General features: G+C 41.9%; 17 protein-coding genes. 8 read left to right on the top strand and 9 right to left on the bottom strand.

Going from position 1 to position 20176, the window contains the following annotated elements; all coding sequences use genetic code 11:
* Nucleotides 1–126: 126 nt before the first annotated feature.
* Nucleotides 127–2421: a glycogen debranching N-terminal domain-containing protein gene (locus ACQFX9_RS10460; protein ID WP_427161944.1), complete on the top strand. Its 2295-nt coding sequence runs from the start codon at nt 127–129 to the stop codon at nt 2419–2421.
* Nucleotides 2422–3057: 636 nt separating this feature from the next.
* On the opposite strand, the gene ACQFX9_RS10455 is transcribed toward ACQFX9_RS10460, so the two are convergent.
* Both ACQFX9_RS10455 and ACQFX9_RS10450 read right to left on the bottom strand, forming a co-directional pair.
* Nucleotides 3058–3393 carry a DUF2973 domain-containing protein gene (locus tag ACQFX9_RS10455; RefSeq protein WP_236143358.1) on the bottom strand — a complete coding sequence of 112 codons (336 nt, stop codon included), beginning with the start codon at nt 3391–3393 and terminating at the stop codon, nt 3058–3060.
* Nucleotides 3394–3654: 261 nt separating this feature from the next.
* On the bottom strand, nt 3655–3975 hold the full coding sequence (locus ACQFX9_RS10450; protein WP_427161943.1) for a DUF2605 domain-containing protein: 321 nt from the start codon (nt 3973–3975) through the stop codon (nt 3655–3657).
* Between the two features lie 240 nt (nt 3976–4215).
* Here ACQFX9_RS10450 and thrS point away from each other — a divergent pair, with 240 nt between their 5' ends.
* Nucleotides 4216–6060 (top strand): threonine--tRNA ligase, encoded by a 1845-nt coding sequence (gene thrS / locus ACQFX9_RS10445; protein ID WP_427161942.1) that lies wholly within the window; start codon nt 4216–4218, stop codon nt 6058–6060.
* Nucleotides 6061–6229: 169 nt separating this feature from the next.
* Here the strand turns inward: thrS and ACQFX9_RS10440 are convergent, their stop codons facing one another.
* Nucleotides 6230–6967, bottom strand: coding sequence for a 2-phosphosulfolactate phosphatase family protein (locus ACQFX9_RS10440; protein WP_427161941.1), 738 nt, complete (start codon nt 6965–6967; stop codon nt 6230–6232).
* Nucleotides 6968–7471: 504 nt separating this feature from the next.
* On the opposite strand from ACQFX9_RS10440, the gene ACQFX9_RS10435 reads away from it, so the two are divergent.
* The 3 genes from ACQFX9_RS10435 (at nt 7472) to ACQFX9_RS10425 (ending at nt 9996) form a co-directional block, all read left to right on the top strand.
* Entirely contained in the window at nt 7472–7891 is a 420-nt protein-coding gene (locus tag ACQFX9_RS10435; protein ID WP_103139754.1) for a BlaI/MecI/CopY family transcriptional regulator, read from the top strand.
* The gene (locus tag ACQFX9_RS10430; RefSeq protein WP_427161940.1) at nt 7891–8736 is read left to right on the top strand and encodes a M56 family metallopeptidase; all 846 of its coding nucleotides are present in this window, start codon (nt 7891–7893) and stop codon (nt 8734–8736) included. Before ACQFX9_RS10435 ends, ACQFX9_RS10430 begins: the two co-directional genes overlap by 1 nt.
* Before the next feature lie 486 nt (nt 8737–9222).
* Nucleotides 9223–9996, top strand: coding sequence for an MlaE family lipid ABC transporter permease subunit (locus ACQFX9_RS10425; RefSeq protein ID WP_236143363.1), 774 nt, complete (start codon nt 9223–9225; stop codon nt 9994–9996).
* A gap of 173 nt (nt 9997–10169) precedes the next feature.
* Here ACQFX9_RS10425 and ACQFX9_RS10420 read toward each other — a convergent pair whose 3' ends face one another.
* The 3 genes from ACQFX9_RS10420 to apcB all read right to left on the bottom strand — a co-directional run bounded on the left by ACQFX9_RS10420 (nt 10170) and on the right by apcB (nt 12949).
* On the bottom strand, nt 10170–11978 hold the full coding sequence (locus ACQFX9_RS10420) for an aspartate kinase (protein ID WP_427161939.1): 1809 nt from the start codon (nt 11976–11978) through the stop codon (nt 10170–10172).
* A gap of 127 nt (nt 11979–12105) precedes the next feature.
* A complete protein-coding gene (locus ACQFX9_RS10415) occupies nt 12106–12342 on the bottom strand; it encodes a hypothetical protein (RefSeq protein WP_427161938.1) in 237 nt (78 codons plus the stop codon).
* A gap of 97 nt (nt 12343–12439) precedes the next feature.
* Nucleotides 12440–12949, bottom strand: coding sequence for an allophycocyanin subunit beta (gene apcB, locus ACQFX9_RS10410; protein ID WP_103139749.1), 510 nt, complete (start codon nt 12947–12949; stop codon nt 12440–12442).
* A gap of 360 nt (nt 12950–13309) precedes the next feature.
* On the opposite strand from apcB, the gene glnA reads away from it, so the two are divergent.
* Together glnA and ACQFX9_RS10400 are read left to right on the top strand one after the other, a co-directional pair.
* Nucleotides 13310–14725 carry a type I glutamate--ammonia ligase gene (gene glnA, locus ACQFX9_RS10405; protein ID WP_236145248.1) on the top strand — a complete coding sequence of 472 codons (1416 nt, stop codon included), beginning with the start codon at nt 13310–13312 and terminating at the stop codon, nt 14723–14725.
* A 291-nt stretch (nt 14726–15016) separates the two neighbouring features.
* Nucleotides 15017–15856 carry a hypothetical protein gene (locus ACQFX9_RS10400; RefSeq protein WP_427161937.1) on the top strand — a complete coding sequence of 280 codons (840 nt, stop codon included), beginning with the start codon at nt 15017–15019 and terminating at the stop codon, nt 15854–15856.
* 232 nt (nt 15857–16088) lie between these two features.
* On the opposite strand, the gene ACQFX9_RS10395 is transcribed toward ACQFX9_RS10400, so the two are convergent.
* Nucleotides 16089–16292: a hypothetical protein gene (locus ACQFX9_RS10395; protein WP_427161936.1), complete on the bottom strand. Its 204-nt coding sequence runs from the start codon at nt 16290–16292 to the stop codon at nt 16089–16091.
* A gap of 441 nt (nt 16293–16733) precedes the next feature.
* Between ACQFX9_RS10395 and ACQFX9_RS10390 the strand changes: the two genes are divergently transcribed.
* Nucleotides 16734–17630, top strand: coding sequence for a ferritin-like domain-containing protein (locus ACQFX9_RS10390; RefSeq protein ID WP_427161935.1), 897 nt, complete (start codon nt 16734–16736; stop codon nt 17628–17630).
* Nucleotides 17631–18022: 392 nt separating this feature from the next.
* Here ACQFX9_RS10390 and patX read toward each other — a convergent pair whose 3' ends face one another.
* Nucleotides 18023–18253, bottom strand: a complete 231-nt coding sequence (gene patX, locus ACQFX9_RS10385; RefSeq protein ID WP_236145243.1) for a heterocyst-inhibiting protein PatX — start codon at nt 18251–18253, stop codon at nt 18023–18025.
* A 103-nt stretch (nt 18254–18356) separates the two neighbouring features.
* Nucleotides 18357–20132, bottom strand: a complete 1776-nt coding sequence (locus ACQFX9_RS10380) for an FAD-dependent oxidoreductase (RefSeq protein WP_427161934.1) — start codon at nt 20130–20132, stop codon at nt 18357–18359.
* Between the last annotated feature and the right edge of the window lie 44 nt (nt 20133–20176).

The raw sequence follows: 20176 nt of genomic DNA, 5'->3' as shown, positions 1-20176 counted from the left end.
ATGACTGTAATCTTCAATAAGATGCAGCATTGATTAGCCATAACCCAAAATGCCACCCACAACCCCCATATTAGACCGAGATTAAAGCTTTTTAAATTTTGAATTTGGAATTCGGAGTAAAGCAACGTGACACCGGATATTCTGACACACCCGGAAAAAATTCTATTGGACGGAAAAACATATCTTCCTGCTGAACAGATACCGATTTCAGAGTGGCCTTGTGTGGTGAGTGAAAGACCACAGCCAACATTGACTGTAAAAGATGATGATCTATTTTTGGTGACGGATACAATGGGGAACATTTCCGGCTGTTCCCTGCATGATGGCGGTAATCTCAGCATGGGGCTATTTTGCTGTGATACACGCTTTCTCAGCCGTTTAGAATTACAAATTGATGGGCGATCGCCTGTACTTTTGAGTAGTACAGCAGAAAGAGGTTTTTCTTTATCGGTTTTATGTACTAACCCCAAAATCGATGACCGGATGAAAGCTGATACTGTAGGTATTCGGCGGGAAATGGTACTTAATGGTGCTTTATTTGAAGAAATTGAAGTTGCTAACTATGGTACTACTCCTGTTACCTTTGAACTCAGTATCAGCTTTGATGCGGACTTTGCTGATTTGTTTGAGGTTCGGGGTTATGACAGAGACAAGCGCGGTAAACTACTCCGGCTCGTAGACAGTACATCGGAAGACTTCATCACTTTTCACTCTGATGGTTCATCCCCGATGACTACTCATCCCTCATCAGCTAAGGAAGATTATTTAACCTTGGCGTATCAAGGGGTAGATGGTTTAGTCATGGAATCCCGTATCCAGTTCCAGTACCATAAACCAGATTATTTCAAAGGTTATACTGCTGTTTGGCATTTAGAATTGGCTTCCCATGCTACCCAAAAACTGGGCTACCGTATTAATTTGTTTACTAATAACGCTTCTAGTTCCAGTGTGAGTGCGGCTGTGACTTTAGGACAGGCTAAAGCAGCTGAAATGATGGAAGAACAGCACTGGATACAACAAATTACTCGTATCCGCGCTGATACCAGTATTTTTAATCGAGTGATTGAACGTGCGGAACAGGATATGTATTTACTGCGCCAGTCATTCGGTGAAAATAAGACTGTCTCGGCTGGTGTACCTTGGTTCTCTGCTTTATTTGGGCGAGATTCTTTAATTACTGCTTCTCAAACTTTGATGCTCAATCCTCAAATTGCCCAAGAGACTTTGAGGTTATTGGCAGCTTACCAAGGTAAGGTAGAGGATGACTGGCGTGAGGAAGAACCAGGGAAAATTTTACATGAGTTGCGCTTAGGGGAAATGGCGCGTTGTCAAGAAATTCCCCATACACCCTACTACGGTACAGTCGATGCAACTCCCCTATGGTTGATGCTATATGCGGAATACTATGCTTGGACTCATGATCAAGATACTTTAGAACAACTTTGGCCAAATGCACTGGCGGCGATGGACTGGATTGATCGAAATCTCCAGGCGACTGGTTATCTAAGCTACTACCGCAAATCTAAACGGGGTCTGACTAATCAAGGGTGGAAAGATTCTGGTGATTGTATTGTAGACTGCAAGGGGGAATTAGCTAACGGGGCGATCGCTTTGTGCGAGGTGCAAGCTTACGTTTATGCGGCTAAAACCCGACTAGCAGATATTGCAAGGATGAAAAAGCGCATAGACTTAGCTGAACGGTGGCAAGAAGCAGCAAGAAGACTTAAGGAGCGTTTTAATCGAGATTTTTGGCTAGAAGACCAAGATTTCTGCGCTTTGGCTTTAGATGGTGACGGAAAGCAGGTGGATAGTATTACTTCTAATCCTGGTCATTGTCTACATTTGGGCATTTTTACCCCAGAAAAAGCCTACAGCGTTGCCGAAAGGTTACGCGCCCCTGATATGTTTAATGGTTGGGGTATCCGCACTTTGAGCAGTTTGTCTCCAGCCTATAATCCAATGGGTTATCACATTGGTTCGGTGTGGCCTCATGATAATGCTTTAATTGCCATAGGATTGCGATCGCTAGGTTTAACCGATCAAGCTTTGGAACTGTTCCAAGCTTTATGCGACATGACAATTCAGCAACCCTACCAACGTCCCCCCGAATTGTTCTGCGGTTATGAGCGTAATGGCGACCATACTCCAGTACAGTATCCTGTGGCTTGTACCCCCCAAGCTTGGGCGACTGGAAGCATTTTTCAACTACTGCAAATGATTGTCAATTTAGTACCGGACGCACCTAATAACTGTTTGCGAATTATTGACCCTGCTTTACCAGAATCAATTAATCGCTTGTCCTTACATAATTTGCAAGTCGGTACGACAATTCTAGATTTAGAATTTGAGCGTTCTGGTAGCACTACAGCCTGTCGTGTAGCTAGAAAACGCGGTAATTTACGCGTAGTAATTGAAGCCTAATCTTTTTGGATTTTGGAGACTCGGTAGGGGCGGGTTAATCAAAGATCATAAATAATTAACGATGATCTCGATGAATCCGCCCCTACAAACTTCTACGTAATACTGAATTGGGATATAGGACTAGTATTTGATTTCTGAAAAAATCTAAGTATGTGTAGGGTGTGTTAGGCGTAAGCCGTAACGCACCACAGGCTTTGGTACTAGGTGCGTTACGCTGTCGCTAACACACCCTACGTATCTGTTCAATAATCAAGTAGGATTCCTATAGGTAGTATTGTTTCGAGATTATGGAAGAGGCTAGGAATCTAGGCTTTTAATCCAAAATCCAAAATCCACAATTGCTATAATTACCCGATTTTATTCACATTGGATGTGTATGTATTTCCGGTAAAAACACAAATAGACTTAGTTAATTAACTAAGTCTAATAAAACGTCCAAGATTACCAAATTCATAACGAAATATAAAATGCAGCTATAGCTGGAGCAAAACATTTTTGGGCATTTTAAAAACATGAGAGTCAGAAATCTTCATACATTGAAATTATCTGTCTCGTGCCTTGTGCCTTCAGCCTTTTGCTATGTAAGACTTATTTACACACCTACACTATTAAGGAAACTATTAACCTATTTTGATGTTAGGCTTCTTCCGACTTTTCGCTTTTATGTCCTGGAGAAGATTCATAGAGAGCATCTAATTGTTGACGTGCATCTTCAACATTTATAGAACGCATCACTAACAGAGGCTCTTTGATGATATTACCTGCACTGTCTAATAATTCTGGATGTGGTGTAAAGTTACTTTTTCCTCCTAAGTAACCAAAGCCATCTTGATTGCGAGACTGTGAGTTTCTAGCGGAGTAACCACGCACAGTGTCACGATCAAAACTGAACATGATGAGATTACGAATTAAATTAGCAACAGCTATCACAGCCAGAATCGTAAAAGCCAGTATGTAGAGCAGGTGTAGCATTGGTTTTTCCTCCAGGGCAGCAAACTTTAAAAAATTTTAAAATTTTATGATCTAATATGTTGGCATCGCCTATGTTTATGATTATCATTGGCAATGCTTAGTATTTGATGTGCCGAAAGCACATTTATGTGTAGATGGCTTAATTTGTCAACATTTATTCAAGTTATCGTAGCATAAGATACATTGCATTGTTTATTAAAACAATATTAAAGATAATTGGGAATTACTACGATTTGTAAATCCTGATAGATGCCCTTCTAATCAGGTCTGAGATTGCTCATAATGAAAGCGTTGTGCCACAATCCAGTATTCAGTAACTAAGCTATGCCAAGGCTGAATTGTTGCCATGTCTAGTGCAACCTGTCCATCAGTTGCTGTGAATAACATTTTGGCTGAACTGAGTTCTGCCTGGGCTTGTTTGACGCGCGATAACATATCAGACTGCTCTTGTTCATTCATAAATGACAGTCTATGTTTTTCTAAAAAGTCTTGCGATCGCTCAAACCAATACTGAAAGTCTTCTAACAAGGGTTCTAGTACAGTTTTGAGTATTTCTGTATCAGGTATTTCTGAGTTTTGCATATATTTGGGGCTATTCTTTTAATTTCTTTATCAATATTAACATTATTTACAATTCTTAATATTATTTTCAGATATTTCTTGAGGAAGATTTATGAGACGAGGAAAGGGAGAAATACAAAATGGGCTTTCTCTCCCTGTTTCTTCGTCCAGGCGATCGCAGTAGAGCCATAACCCCGTGTTATATTTGGGTAGATTTTTCACAACTGTAATTGATTAATTACAATAGCAATTACTTCGCCAATGGTTCAGCAGCCAATGTCGCCTAATCAAGCCCCCAACGCATCAGCACAACCTGAAAAAATGTATTTACCGCGTACTAGCGAATCCGAGAACCTAAAGAAGATTCGCCACACCGCGTCTCATGTAATGGCAATGGCAGTGCAGAAGCTGTTTCCCAAGGCGCAAGTGACAATAGGCCCCTGGATTGAAAACGGATTTTATTACGACTTTGATAATCCAGAGCCATTCACTGATAAGGATCTCAAAGCCATCTACAAAGAGATGGTGAAGATTATCAATCGGAAATTGCCAGTCATTCGGGAAGAAGTCAGCCGCCAGGAAGCAGAAAAACGTATCCAGGAAATTCAAGAACCTTACAAACTAGAAATCCTGGCAGATATTAAAGAAGAACCAATCACTATTTACCATTTGGGTAATGAGTGGTGGGACTTGTGTGCAGGGCCTCACATCGAAAATACCAGTGAACTCAATCCCAAAGCCATAGAATTAGAAAGTGTGGCGGGTGCTTATTGGCGTGGGGATGAAACTAAAGCCCAGCTACAACGCATATACGCCACTGCATGGGAAACCCCTGAACAATTAGCAGAATACAAGCGACGCAAAGAAGAAGCGTTACGCCGTGACCACCGTAAACTCGGTAAAGAACTCGGATTATTTATCTTTGCTGACCAAGTAGGGCCGGGTTTACCCTTGTGGACACCCAAAGGCACTTTATTACGCAGTATTTTAGAAGACTTTCTCAAGCAAGAACAGATAAAAAGGGGTTATTTGCCCGTAGTTACACCCCACATCGCCAGAGTCGATTTATTTAAAACCTCTGGACACTGGCAAAAATACAAAGAAGATATGTTCCCCCTGATGGCGGAAGATGAAGTGGCGGCTTTACAAGAACAAGGCTTTGTTCTCAAGCCGATGAACTGTCCTTTCCACATTCAAATATATAAGAGTGAGTTACGCTCTTACCGAGAATTGCCCATGCGCTTGGCAGAATTCGGTACTGTTTACCGCTATGAACAATCTGGCGAATTAGGCGGTTTAACCAGGGTACGGGGTTTCACTGTAGATGACTCCCACTTGTTTGTGACTCCAGAACAATTAGACGACGAATTTTTGAATGTTGTTGATTTGATTCTGTCGGTGTTTAAGAGTCTGCAACTGAAGAACTTTAAAGCTAGACTGAGTTTCCGAGATCCGGCTAGTGATAAATACATCGGCTCAGATGAAGTGTGGGATAAAGCCGAAGGTGCAATTCGCCGTGCTGTCCAGCAATTAGGAATGGAACATTTTGAAGGTATTGGCGAGGCGGCGTTTTATGGGCCGAAACTCGACTTTATCTTTAGTGATGCTTTAGAAAGAGAATGGCAATTGGGAACTGTGCAGGTAGATTACAACCTGCCAGAACGGTTTGATTTGGAATATGTGGCTGAAGATGGAAGTCGCAAACGCCCCGTGATGATTCACCGCGCGCCTTTTGGTTCTCTGGAACGACTAATTGGGATTTTAATTGAAGAATATGCGGGAGACTTCCCCCTGTGGTTAGCACCTGTGCAAGCCAGATTGTTACCCGTTGGGGAAGCACAGCTAGACTTCACCAAAGATGTTGCAGCAAAAATGCGCGCTTTGGGTATCCGTGCAGAAGTCGATACTAGCGGCGATCGCCTGGGTAAATTAATTCGCAATGCCGAAAAAGATAAAATACCTGTAATGGCAGTGATCGGTGCTAAGGAAGTAGAAACCAATGCCTTAAGCATTCGCACCCGTGCTTCTGGGGAATTAGGGGCGATCGCAGTCGATGAAGTCTTAGATAAGATGAAAACAGCGATCGCTAACTACGAAAATTTCTAACCATCAGGCGGTAATTGGCATAAGCAAGACTCAACATAGTTTTGCTTATGTCACTTTGCTCGAAATCATGATTTAAACTTCCATGAGTCTTAACCCTTGAAAAGCTTTGCCGAGACGGGGCAAATAAACAAGACAAGGGGAGCTATGAAGCTATTGATTTTACTTCTGTTTAAGTTGGACTTTTAAATACACCTGGTTCTTGCTGTGTGGGTAAGACAGCTAAAATATCAGTTTGAGAACAATATTTCAGGTCTTCGTGACAATCCAAGCGTAACAAACGTTTGCCGTGACTAGCATGGTGGAATAATCCCAGGAGGTTGTTCTGCCATTGGGAGTAGAGCGCGATCGCACTAACCACTTCATCGTTACCAGCCAATTCCTCTGGTGGTAATTGGGATTGCTCAATTACACTATGGGCGATCGCACCTGCACAGGCTGTATCCTCTAGAGAAAAACTGCCTTCCCAACCAGAACCGACAATCCACACTGTTTCCGGTTGCTTGTCTATTAGGTATTGGACAACGGCGGCGCGATTAATAAAGGCGGCTGTCAATACGGTGGGTGAGTGCTGTACTCGTTTTAAAGCACGAGTCCCATTAGTGGTACTAATAAACAAACGTCGTCCTTGCACCAGTTCTGGTGTGCAGTCGAGGGGAGAATTACCTAATTCAAAACCAGCAACTTTTCCTCCGCCACGTTCTCCAGCTCGTAGCCGTTTGTGTGGCGGCCATTGTTCACTCTCAGAGATGAGTTGATCTAAATCACTGAATACTTGCACTGCTTCACCACCTGCTGACAGGACAGTGGCTATAGTGCTAGTAGCTCGCAAAACATCAACTGCGATCGCGCAGTCTGGGGCTTTGTCAGTTGGAGTTAGTTCCGGGGTATGGTATACAAATAGCTTCACGCGCTGGATACACCTGCTCTCAATAACTATTGCCGAGATTACATTCTAATTGCTCGTGATCACCATCATGACACTTAATCTCGGAGTATTTCTTATCGTTAAGCAAGAGTATTGGTTATTCTGTGGTGGGGGACTAGGTATTGGGGATTGGGGATTGGGGATTGGGGAAGAGTAATTTAGAGATATTCTTATTTGATATGACTTTTAAAGATGTTCAGACTGCAAAAAACGGATTTATTGCAGAGAATGGAGTTTTTAAGTATTACACAATAATTTCGGATTGCTATGGCTTGAACCTCATCAGATAATCTGAAAGAAGACAGGGGATAAACTCAAAGGAGATCAGCATAATTTCCTTGACCAAATCCCCAACCTTTCAATTTTGGATTTGGGATTGATGATAGCGTAGCGTTAGCGACGCAGGAGCGTTTTTTGGATTGGATTCAATCTAAAATCCCCAGTCCCCAATCCCCAGTCCCCAGCCCCTAATACCCAGTCCCTATCATGCCCCCTTTACCCGAATATCGTCCCAAACAATTGTCTCTAGGCCCATTAGAAGCAGAAATTTTAAATATTATTTGGGAATTAGGTTCAGTTACAGTCAAAGATGTTCACGATCGCATTTTGGCTGATCCTAACCGCGAGTTAGCTTACACTTCTGTCACCACAGTTTTGCGTCGCCTCACTGATAAAGGTTGGTTAGTCTGTGATAAAAAAGGTAAAGCGTTCTATTGGCGGCCTTTACTGTCGAAGCAGCAAGCTCAGGTAATTAAAGCCCATGAACAATTACAGCAATTTCTGGCTGTGGGTAATCCTGATGTGGTGGCAGCTTTTGCTGATAGTCTGGATGAAGCAGCTAGTGAGCAAATTACGGCGATCGCTAAACGCATTCAAGCAGCACGCCAAGCCAGGGAGGAACAATAATGCACCTACTAATGATTGTCATTACTTTGGTAGTAGCGTTGATATTACGTTGCTCCCAAGTTCATTTCCCAGGTAGTTGGGAAATACGCTGGCGAAGATCGCTGTTTTTGTTCCTATTCCCACCCTTGCTAATTTTCATGACTGCGATCGCCCTATTGTGTATGGGGCCACAAGGTCAAATGGGGGGAATGTACACTGGTTGGTTGAGCTATTCCCTAGCTTTGATGGTTTTGAGCGTTTTTTCAAGTTTGTGCCTCAAATTAGCTTACCAAGGTTGGCGATCGCTACAATCTGCCCGGAATTGTCCCTTGGTGAATTTTGCAGGTAAACCCATTAGACTCTTGAATACACAAGCTTTATTTGCTGGTCAAATTGGTTTTTGGCAGCCAGAATTAGTAGTTAGTCAAGGACTATTAGAAACACTCTCTCCAGACCATGTAGAAAGCGTCCTAGCACACGAACAAGGACATCATCACTACAAAGATACATTTTGGTTTTTCTGGCTGGGTTGGATACGCACCTGTACAGCTTGGCTACCCAACACCGAACCATTATGGCAAGAATTGTTAGTATTGCGAGAACTACGGGCTGATCATTACGCCGTATCTCAAGTAGACCCCTTAGTGCTAGCAGAATCACTGTTATTGGTAGTCAGTAATGGTTCTGCATTTGCTCACTCTGAAATTTGCTGTGCAGCTTTAGGTGATGGTTCTGGGGAACGCTTAGAACAGAGAATTGAAGCTTTACTCACACCAGTCGCCACTACCCCAGAAATGAAATTACCATCTTGGCATACATTTTTCTTAGCATTTGTGCCTTTACTAACTGTGATATTTCACACTTGATAATCGGCGCTCGCTAGATAGTAATTACACGATTTTTTTAATTTTCACTCCCTGTTTATTCAATGAACAGGGATTTTTTATGAGATAAAAAAGGCTGATTTTATTTTTTGAACGCCAAGGTAAGCTAATCAGCATTTAAGGTGCATAAAACCAGGGCTAAAGCCCTTACTACAAGCGAATCAGTCTGGAAAAATGAATGACGATTAGCTTACGCGGAGTTGCGCGCAGCGAAATTTCTGAGCGTCGGCTTCCGGCGATGGGCGAAGCCCCACCTTCGGTGATCAGAACTTTTCAAGACAGAGGTACACAGAGATTTTTTTTAAGATACGTTGCTATAGGAATCAAGGCGGATTCCTATATGTTAATTCTATTGTTTAAAATAAGGCTAAAAATAAAAGATAGTACACAAAAATAGCCTATGATGTTGATATTAGGCTAACTAGCAAAGCAATAAATTTCCACAGAAACATTCAATCAGTAGTAAAATTGCCACACCAAAAAAACTTAGAGCAATTATGGATTGTACGCTGTTTTGCCACAGTGTTGCTTTTTGGTCAAGTTTGTTTACGTTTAATTCAAGGAAAGACTTACTACCGCAAAATAATTGATCATATGGTAACTGCGGGGCCAGCTTCTATATCCCCAGTTTTGTTAGTGAGTGTTTTTTCCGGCATGATTTTTACTATTCAAACTGCTAGAGAATTAGTAAAATTTGGTGCTGTTAGCACTGTAGGCGGTGCGTTTGCTTTAGCGTTTTGTCGAGAATTAGCCCCGATTTTGACAGCGAGTATTATTGCTGGACAAGTGGGTTCTGCTTTTGCGGCGGAAATTGGTGCCATGCGCGTCACAGAACAAATTGACGCGCTATATATGCTTAAAACTAATCCTATTGATTATCTAGTTTTACCCAGAGTTATTGCTTGTTGTTTAATGATGCCTTTTATGATGATTTTTTCATTGGTTATAGGCATCATGGGAGGCATTTTTGCGGCTGCACAATTTTATCAAGTGACCCCAGAAATATTTTTAAATTCAGTCCAAGATTTTTTAGAAACAAAAGATATATTTACTATTTTGCTCAAAGGTTTAATTTTTGGAGCAATAGTTTCAATTAATGGTTGTAGCTGGGGTTTAACAACCAGAGGCGGCGCAAAAGAAGTAGGAGAATCAGCCACAACAGCAGTCGTTACCACCTGGGTAGCAATTTTTATAGCAGATTTTTTCCTATCTTTGACATTATATGGAACCCCAGCGTTGTGATTAGTCAATAGTCATTAGTCATTAGTCATTAGTCATTAGTCATTAGTCATTAGTCATTAGTCATTAGTCATTTCTTCTACCTTGTCTACCTTGTCTAACTTTTCCCCAATGCCCAATGCCCAATGCCCAATGCCCAATGCCCAATGCCCAATGCCCCATTCCCAATGCCCTACCTAAACAGGTACAACAAATTTCTCGCTACCAGCTAAATCGAAAGCGGCGTGAATGACTTGCAAAGCTTGTACACCTTGTTCTTGAGAGACGACACAGCTGATTTTAATCTCTGAGGTAGCAATCATTTGAATATTAATTTGGTGTTTAGCTAGTGCGTCAAACATTTTCGCGGCTACACCTGGTTGTCCTACCATCCCTGCACCAACGATACTGACTTTTGCGATCGCACTATCTAAAATTACATCACCCCATCCCAATTCTGTCGCGGCGGTTGTGAGTAGTTGGAGTGCGCTTTCCCCATCCATACGGGGGACTGTAAAAGCAATATCTCGTCTCGCTACACCATCAATTACCCGACAGCGTTGAGATTGAATGATCATGTCTACGCTGATGTTGTGCTGTGCCAAAATGCCAAACAATTTAGCCGACATTCCTGGACGATCTGGGACTTGCCGAATCGCTAACCGCGCTTGATTTAAATCTAAAGCTACACCACGCACCGGAGGCGCAGTTGGGGACGCTAGGGAAATTGGGGAAGCTGGGGAAGCTACTATTTCAAAAGCTTGACATAATGCCGCTACGGCGCGATCGCCATCACTTGCATCAATTACACAGCTAACTTTCACCTCGCTGGTAGAAATCATTTGGATGTTCACGCCAGCTGAAGCGAGGGTGGCGAACATCTTCGCGGCGACTCCAGGACGGCCAATCATTCCTGCACCGGAAATACTGACTTTGGCAATGTCTTGTTCTACCATCACCTCTGCTTCATCAGTGTTGGGATTAGCGTTACTTCGCAAAGCTGGCGCAATGGCTGAAGCTACTGCTTCGGCGCGCTTTAATATAGGTGTGGTGACTGTAAAGGCAATATCATTACTATTACCTTCATGAATTGATTGAATAATTAAATCTACGTCTACCTGTTGTCGGGAAATTTCCCCAAATAACTTAGCTGCAACCCCTGGTTTATCAGGGACACGCAATAAAGCCACCTTCGCTTGATTACTGTCAAATTCTACAGCATCTACAGGTCTGGCAATTTCCAGATTAATCAGCGATCGCTCTTCATGTGGTGGAGTTGTCACCCATGTCCCAGGGTCATCAGTCCAACTAGACCTCACTACTAACGGTACACAGTAATTCCGCGCGATTTCCACAGCACGGGGATGTAAGACTTTCGCCCCTAAACTGGCGAGTTCCAGCATTTCGTTACAGGTAATTTCCGCCATTAATTGCGCTTCGGGAACTAAGCGGGGGTCTGTAGTTAAAATCCCTGGTACATCGGTATAAATTTCACAAAAGTCTGCTCGCAAAGCTGCCGCTAAAGCTACCGCCGAAGTATCAGAACCACCACGCCCTAAAGTGGTAATTTCTAATTCACCATTACTAGAAATTCCTTGGAAACCAGCAACGACAACAACTTTACCATCATTTAAGTGACGCTGCACCCGTTCGGTTTCAATCTGCAAAATCCTGGCGCGAGTATGTTCAGCTTCCGTGACAATACCTACCTGCGCCCCAGTCATAGAAATAGCTGGCTGTCCAATTTCCTGCAACGCCATACTCAGCAAAGCAATCGTCACTTGCTCCCCTGTGGACAACAGCATATCCATTTCCCGACGGTTGGGATTGCGAGAAATTTCATTGGCTAGCTTAACGAGTCCATCGGTGGTTTTTCCCATTGCCGAAACTACCACCACCAATGAATTGCCAGCTTTGACCGTTTTGTAAACACGCTCGGCAACAGCTTGGATACGTTCGACTGAACCGACAGATGTACCACCGAATTTCTGAACTATAAGCGGCATAACTTTTGTGTAATCTATATCCCTGCGACTTTCTATGCTTCCGCTAAGTTAGGAAGCTGTGCAGTCATCAATAGATACATAGTTTACTAAATAATGAGCAAGCGTACCTCAATTTTTTAAGGACAGGTTAACTTGCAAAAACTACATCCTCATAAAGTGCAATGTATTCTTTTAAACTTTCTAAATCTTGATAAACCGTGAATTTATCACCCCTGTCAAAAACCTCTGTAGAATCAGATAAAACCTCATTTTTTAGATTCTGAGCGATATCAGTTGGCGCGATCCTAACATCTGCCAGTAAGTTAAGAATTGCAACAGAAAAAGCGATCGCTTTTCTACAAAAATAGTCAGGCGATCGCTTCACAAAAATTTAGATAACAGAACTAGAAAGTGCTGAATCTTGAGTGCTAAGTCTGGAGAAAACATCCCAGTCCCCAGTACCCAATCCCCAGTCCCTAACTCTACACATCCTGTTCGCTTAATTCACGAGTGATATGGTCAAAAGGCTCATCAACAAAAGCAGTGTTAGCAACGCCAGCAGCAGCTACTTGTTCTTTCACCAAATCCTTGAGAATCTGTACACCGCGAACCGTGGGAGCAATAGGCACACTCAAAGAGTTGTAAGTTTCTCTGAGACCTTGCAGCACACGCTCGTCTAAAACATTGGTATTACCAGCAACCAGCGCGTATGTAGCGTAGCGCAGGTAGTAGTCCATATCTCGCAAACAAGCTGCGTAACGGCGAGTTGTATAAGCGTTACCACCAGGACGAATCAATTCTGGCAGTTCTTCAAACAACTTAGCACCAGCTTGCTTAACCAGTGCAGCAGCATTGGAGTTAATTGCAGCAGCAGCTTGCACGCGAGCTGTACCACTCTCAAAATAGGATTTCAAGCTATCAATCGCATCCCGGTCAAAATAACGACCAGTTACGTCATAATTCTTAATTAAGGTTGTTACCGCGTCACGCATTCATTCTTCTCCCAATCGTTGCTATCTTGGTTTGATATTTATTTGGCTGCACTTACGCACCAGTAAATTTTTGTGCTATTTAAATATAGATTTGGCACAAAAACCATCTTTCCATTATTTATGGATTCTATGTCAAAGTTGACCCCTCTGAGATTAACTTTCCCCCTTTTGTGCAGATGTCGAAAGAAAGGTTAATATTACCTGTAATCCAGAGAATCTGTAACAAAGGCTACAAAACTCTCTAATGTTGAGAATCTACGATATTTCAGGTGTGTCACAACTTTGTTCCGTTCAGTAGGGTCAGGATGCTTTGGCAAGATTCTGGTTTGACGTTAAGAAATTGGCAGAGAAGGAGTAAAAATGACAACCCCACAAGAAGTCTTGAAACTGATTCAAGACCAAAACATCCAGATGATTGACTTAAAATTCGTCGATACACTCGGCACTTGGCAGCACCTCACTGTGTTCCAAGACCAAATTGACGAAAGTTCATTCTCTGATGGTGTACCCTTCGACGGTTCCAGCATTCGGGGTTGGAAAGGCATCGAAGAATCAGACATGACAATGGTGCTAGATCCTAACACCGCTTGGATCGACCCATTCATGGAAGAGCCAACATTAAGTATCATTTGTAGCATCAAAGAACCTCGTACTGGCGAATGGTACAACCGTTGCCCACGGGTTATTGCTCAAAAAGCAATAGACTACTTGGTTTCTACTGGTCTTGGTGACACCGCTTTCTTTGGCCCTGAAGCTGAATTCTTCATTTTCGATGATGTCCGCTTCGACCAAACTGCCAACGAGGGATACTACCACGTAGATTCTATAGAAGGCCGTTGGAATTTCGGTAGAAAAGAAAGCCCCAACCTTGGTTACAAAACTCGCTTCAAAGAAGGTTACTTCCCCGTTTCGCCAACAGATACCTTCCAAGATATGCGGACAGAAATGCTGTTGACGATGGCAAAACTAGGTGTGCCTATTGAAAAGCATCACCATGAAGTAGCCACTGGCGGTCAGTGCGAATTAGGTTTCCGCTTTGGTAAATTAATCGAAGCTGCTGACTGGTTGATGATCTACAAATACGTCATCAAAAACGTAGCTAAGAAATACGGTAGAACCGTAACCTTCATGCCCAAACCTGTGTTTGGTGATAATGGTTCTGGGATGCACACCCACCAGTCTATTTGGAAAGATGGTAAACCTCTGTTTGCCGGTGACAAGTATGCTGGTTTAAGTGACATGGCACTTTACTACATTGGTGGTATTCTTAAGCACGCACCAGCATTGTTAGCTATCACCAACCCCTCCACCAACTCCTACAAGCGTCTAGTACCCGGCTATGAAGCACCGGTAAACCTGGCTTACTCCCAAGGTAATCGTTCCGCTTCTGTACGTATTCCTCTGTCTGGTACTAACCCCAAAGCCAAGCGTTTAGAGTTCCGTTGTCCAGACGCTACCTCTAACCCCTACTTGGCATTTGCAGCGATGCTGTGTGCTGGTATCGATGGTATCAAGAACAAAATCCATCCCGGTGAACCTTTAGATAAAAATATCTATGAACTCTCTCCAGAAGAACTGGCGAAAGTTCCTTCCACCCCCGGTTCTTTAGAATTGGCATTGGAAGCACTGGAGAATGACCACGCCTTCTTGACAGAATCAGGCGTATTCACTGAAGACTTTATCCAAAACTGGATTGATTACAAGCTAGCTAACGAAGTTAAACAGTTACAGTTGCGTCCTCATCCCTATGAGTTCTACCTCTATTACGACGTTTAATTAACATCTGTTGGCAACCTATAATTCCAGAGATCAACTCAGCCACCTTTTAGGGTGGCTTTTTTTGACTATAGGATTCCTATTTGATTTTTGAAAAGAACTCAGTACACTTTGATTCCTTCTTTCCTGTTCCCTGTTCCCTGTTCCCTGTTCCCTACCTACGCAAGTCGTTTCAATAATCCAGTCGGGTTCCTATATAAGCATTTTGTTGGTGATTGACATTAAAAGTCTGTGATTATATGTGCTAGCTTATAATCTCTTTTTATCATTTCCCAATATTTGCCTAAGACTATGAACCATAACAATACATTTTGCTGCTGTACTATGGCACTGGGGAGAAATTACTGCGCGCTAGCATTAGAACTAGCCAAAGACATAGAGAAACATTCCCCTGGACTTTCTTTGGTTGTTTTGACAGATGTTCCTGAATATTTTCAAGAACAAAGTAATGTCTTAGCATTTAAACATCATCAAGTTAGCCTTGGTTGTTACCATGATAAGCGGTTTGTTCTGGAGAAGGCTTTATCGCTGTTTAATTCCTGTTTGTTTATTGATGCAGATATGCGAATACTTGCCCCTATTCCTTTAGACAAACAATGGCAACCAGGCATCACAGCAAAAATTGTCTGGGAAGATATTACTAAACACAATCAAAATCCTTTTGAAATGGGACTTATAGGCAAGATATGCCAAAAATTAAATCTGAGAATAGAGGATATTAGTTTTATCCATGAATGTTTGTTTGTTGTTACACGAGATTCAGGACTGGAACTAGATTTTCTCAAATATTGGGATAAAATAGCACCCTATTTTGAAATTAGAGGTTTTTGTAGAGGCGAAGGACATACAATGGGTTTAGCCGCAGCCAAAGTTGGCTTCCCAATTAGACGAGATGCAATGGATGAGATTGTTTTCTTTAAGGACAAATTAGAGTTGCAGACAATTAAAAATGACCAGTCTAATTTATTAGAGAAAGCTGAATATTTTGAAAAACAACGGACTTTAGAATATCCTCAAATTTCAATTTTCCATAGGTCTTTAAATAAGTTAAGGAAAACTTATTACAATTCGTACAGATTATTAAAACTATTAGCGATCGCAACTACAGACTTTAACTTCTATTATCGTTGACAAAGTTAGCGATCGCACATTATGCCGTTTCCTCGTCTGCTGAGGTACAAATTTATCTGCGCTTTAACTATTGTTATTTGTATTTCACAAGAGTCAGAAAGGCTATAGTGGTTTAGCGATTCAGCGACAATCTTTGCTTTGTCTCCCACTTAGCCACTGATAAATAAAGGAACTAATTCCAACCGAGATTTAAATTAGTTCCTTTGATTGAAATATAGACCATTTTTAAAATCTAGCTCATCGACGCATTACTACGACCGTAAATTGCTCTGGTTGTTGGGTCAATCTTCCCTTGGATGGGATTCCAGTAGTGGGATATTTCTTCAGCAGGAAGACCGAGTTCTTGTGCGGCGCGCATCAACATCGATTGTTGACGATTCTTAACTTGCTGATATTGACGTATCATAATCGCGCGAGATTTTTCTTGAATAGACATAACACAGGCTCCCTATGGATTTAGAAATATTGGATTAATTTGTATTCCTCTCTATTAATCAGATTAGCAAAAATTCTGTAACATAAACTACCAAATAGTGTTTTTGTTATATTTTTTGACATTTGTGTAATTTTGCTGACTAGGTTTTCCGGCTTGAGTTACTGCTAAAATTCATATTTAGTCAAGACTGTAAGAAATACTTATCCATAGCTAGATGATCTAGTCGTTACGTTTGTTTACATAATTTCAGGACAAAATATCAATATTCCATGACTAAATGAAGATTTACTACTACATCAGCCCTTCTTTAGCTGGCTTGAATCAAGTTAAGGTTTATTCTCTTGAGAAAAAATTTAAAATAGGAAATTAGTTTAAAATCCCTATTGTGAAGAAATGTTACGTTCTAACATCCAACACAGTTAAGAAAATTGCCCTGAAATCATGACAGTAGCTTATCCACGGAAATTCCAGAATACATTAAGTGCGCGGGACGTACTCAAGCAGGTAGTGAGCGATCGCGAGATGCACCTGATTACCCTGAACCGTTATCGTTATAATGAGCAGCGTAGCTGTAAAGACCTAACAGACGTAATTGAAAGACTCAACGGTAAACCACCGGAACTGATTCGAGATTTATCCCATCACATCGCTGATGAAGCTCGTCATGCTATGTGGTTAACTGATTTACTAGTAGACTTAGGCGCAAATGTCGGTACACCCCCTGGTTCTTCTTACATAGAAGAATTTGAGAGGCTACTAGACAGTGAACAGTATGATCCTGCTCAAGACCTAGATAGTTTCCTCATTTCTGCTATTGCAGCTATCAATGTCACCGAAAAAAGGGGTTGTGAGTATTTTTCGGCTCATATTTATGCTCTGAAACAAGCACCTCAAACAGCAGAAAATATTAAAATTCGCGAAACCATTGAGAAAATTCTGCCAGAAGAAGCGGGACACGTCCGTTGGGGTAATCGTTGGCTAGCACAGATAGCAGATAAGAGTCCTGAACACCGCCAAAAAGTGGAGCAAGCTAAACGCAAATACGCCGCCATTGAGCAAGCAGCCTTTGAGTCAGGGATGGATATTACTTTGGGTGCGGAACTCAGACGAGTTGCTAACCTAGTGGAAATCGCCAATACAATGCCAGTATGGGAGCGTCCCCAATATTTCATGGAACGCTTGCCACAAACTTTATTAGCACCAAACCTACAATTTACCAGAATTCAAGCGGCACAAAGAGCATGGCAACGTGATCCTGAAGCATTCTTTAATAAGTTTGTCCCAATGTTTATTAATGGTGTGCAGAAAAGAGAAAATCAATCTCAAAGTAGCAAGTAATTAGAATAGGGTAAATAATTAAAATTTTTGGCAGAGGGATAAAGATGATTTGTAGATTTCTTTATCTCCTCTGCCTTTTGATGGAAATTATTTTTTATGTAATTAGGGTTGAAGTTCGTGTAACTCTAATTATTAAAAAAGTTTGTGTAGAAATTGCAAATCGAGCAATTTTCAATTCGGATGACACCCTGGAAATAACACCGAGCCTGATGTATCAATGCTCTGAAGGTTGGTGATGCTGTCAATTAGACTAATTAGTTGTGAATTGGTGATTAAACCAAAATTTTAAAGATTGTCTTCTTGCAAAAGATTCTATTAAAAGAATTCAATAGTGTTGAGTGTGTTTTTTATTGAACAGAAACCGGGAGCGCAAACGCCATAGTGACTGAATACTACACACGGAAGTAGTTATTAAACTGAGACCTCATGATATCTCTTCTGCCACTACCACGGTTAGGTGCAGAATCTTCTGGTTGGTTGCGCTTAGGTTTCTTGTGTAGGGAGACAACATTCTGTGTAGTTGCAAATGAAGCAAAAAAATTGGTGTTTGTCATCTGCGATACATCAAAACTCAGGGAAACAACTACCAAACTGGAGATTAAAAGTGGAACAGCAGCACGCATTTTAAAATTCTCTCTGTGAACTTTCTTATTTACTGCTACTGAGGTTTTTGCAAAGAGTCCGGAAAATTCTAAAAAAAAGTAGTCCTTTTTACTGAAAAAATTTTTAGCTGGGATATAATTCCAGGCTCTCTACTAATAACCAGTTACCAGCTTGATTCAGATGTCCCCAAATAGTGATGCGTTGTTGATGAGTTAATTCTTGCAGTTGCGCGTCTATATGCGATCGCCTGGTAACAAGTTGCCAATTTTGCCCCACATTAGCAGGTGGAGAAGTTATCGTAAAACGGTAATCTTGCTGATTTGCTATTTGGAAAATCCCTGTAAAGCAGTCTGCACTCCGTGTTAATACGAGGTAGGACTCTGAATGATAGTAATTATCGACTGATGAAGAGGGGCAGTCGCCACTATGAGGATAGGCTTGGGGTTCATGGAGATAATGGGTTTGCCATTGCAGCCATTGGGGATGCTGCGGGACAAGATTAAATAAAGGAACAATAGCAGAGGGGGCGTGCTGATCCTGTAATAATGCTTCCTGTAAAGCTTTGATGGGTAAATCCCGTGGCTGACAATTTAACTCTACACACATCGCCGCCGCCATCCCTGCGGCTTGGCCGATACCCAAAACCACAGGCTGTAATCTCGTTGCGCCATTAGCGATGTGAGAGACAGAAATATTTTTTTCACAAACTAATAAACCATCTGTAGTGGCTGGAACGAGACAACGGTAGGGAATAGTAAAGGGTGTGCCAGTCCAGCGTCCTCCCCAACGGATAGATTTTGGTTGTAGTGGTAAGTCAAAACCGGGATAATGATGGTCATTAGCGTAGTTTGCGATCGCAATACTATCAGGGAATAATTCTGCTACTCTACCCCCTGTAATTGGTAGAATTTCTTGTTCTTTCACCGTCGTCACTCCTACCAAGCGTCGGCTCTCTCTATAATAAGGATGCAAAGCAAAAGCCGAATGAATATGAGGAAAAACTTGCTCTGCTAAACCGTAACGTCTACCAAGCTGATTTTGAATAAAATGGGCGAAATTTTGGCTATGCCAACGACATTCCTGTAAAAATTCACTCTTATTTTGTGCTGACTCAATTAATCTTCCTACCCCTTCACCGTAGTCATTACCACAGATAGGCCAGTTAATCATAAATAGATTACCCGGCAAGCGACCATAGTTCAAGAATTTCTCTGCACCGTATTTTTCCCAAGCACCGGCAAACAAAGCAGGCTCATAATTTGGGGCTGGGGGAATTTCTGGTGCAACATCTGCGCCAAAATCTTGCATTAAGACAACCCAAGTCGGCGACTGTACAGGATATTTAGCAGTAATGGCGTTAAATTCAACAGGTGCGCTGGGTTCTTCCCACTCCGACTGTAATTCCCAACCCCAACGGTGAGGTATATCTGCTAAAGCCAGTAAATCTCCTAACTCCGTCCCATCAAGAATCACTTTGGCTTCAACAGTAAAATCTGCAAACCGCACACCAGTAACACAATTATCTTGCTTGAATACCTCTAGGGGTACTTCTCCAGAAATCCATTGCAGATTTGCTAACTCTTTCACCCAATCAGCAAAAATTTCTGCTCCAATACGAGGATCATAACTAAAAAAGCTCACCCAACTGTTATTTAATCCCCCTGGTTGTCGTTGTTGTAATTCTTGTAAAAATGCTCCCCATATTCCTGTTTGAAACGCCACTAATTCATTTCCATCAGGTGCGGATACTCCAGCAGCAGTTAACATTCCTCCCAACCAAGGAAATTCACTCACCAGGATAGTCTTAGCACCGCGACGCGCCGCTTGGATAGCCGCAGCCGTCCCGCCAGTTCCACCACCAACAACTAAGACATCAGTTATATAAGTTTGCTGAACCATAAATAGAAATTTACGTGTGTTTGACCAGGATACATGAGAATTTC

It is taken from the genome of Aliinostoc sp. HNIBRCY26, assembly GCF_050235535.1.
GTDB lineage: Bacteria > Cyanobacteriota > Cyanobacteriia > Cyanobacteriales > Nostocaceae > Trichormus.
This window is presented reverse-complemented; position numbering and strand designations above follow the sequence as displayed.

Coding starts and splice junctions, on each gene's coding strand:
- ACQFX9_RS10455 (WP_236143358.1), bottom strand. CDS start 3,393: ATGCTACACCTGCTCTACATACTGGCTTTTACGATTCTGGCTGTGATA.
- ACQFX9_RS10450 (WP_427161943.1), bottom strand. CDS start 3,975: ATGCAAAACTCAGAAATACCTGATACAGAAATACTCAAAACTGTACTA.
- thrS (WP_427161942.1), top strand. CDS start 4,216: ATGGTTCAGCAGCCAATGTCGCCTAATCAAGCCCCCAACGCATCAGCA.
- ACQFX9_RS10435 (WP_103139754.1), top strand. CDS start 7,472: ATGCCCCCTTTACCCGAATATCGTCCCAAACAATTGTCTCTAGGCCCA.
- ACQFX9_RS10430 (WP_427161940.1), top strand. CDS start 7,891: ATGCACCTACTAATGATTGTCATTACTTTGGTAGTAGCGTTGATATTA.
- ACQFX9_RS10420 (WP_427161939.1), bottom strand. CDS start 11,978: ATGCCGCTTATAGTTCAGAAATTCGGTGGTACATCTGTCGGTTCAGTC.
- apcB (WP_103139749.1), bottom strand. CDS start 12,949: ATGCGTGACGCGGTAACAACCTTAATTAAGAATTATGACGTAACTGGT.
- glnA (WP_236145248.1), top strand. CDS start 13,310: ATGACAACCCCACAAGAAGTCTTGAAACTGATTCAAGACCAAAACATC.
- ACQFX9_RS10400 (WP_427161937.1), top strand. CDS start 15,017: ATGAACCATAACAATACATTTTGCTGCTGTACTATGGCACTGGGGAGA.
- ACQFX9_RS10395 (WP_427161936.1), bottom strand. CDS start 16,292: ATGTCTATTCAAGAAAAATCTCGCGCGATTATGATACGTCAATATCAG.
- ACQFX9_RS10390 (WP_427161935.1), top strand. CDS start 16,734: ATGACAGTAGCTTATCCACGGAAATTCCAGAATACATTAAGTGCGCGG.
- patX (WP_236145243.1), bottom strand. CDS start 18,253: ATGCGTGCTGCTGTTCCACTTTTAATCTCCAGTTTGGTAGTTGTTTCC.
- ACQFX9_RS10380 (WP_427161934.1), bottom strand. CDS start 20,132: ATGGTTCAGCAAACTTATATAACTGATGTCTTAGTTGTTGGTGGTGGA.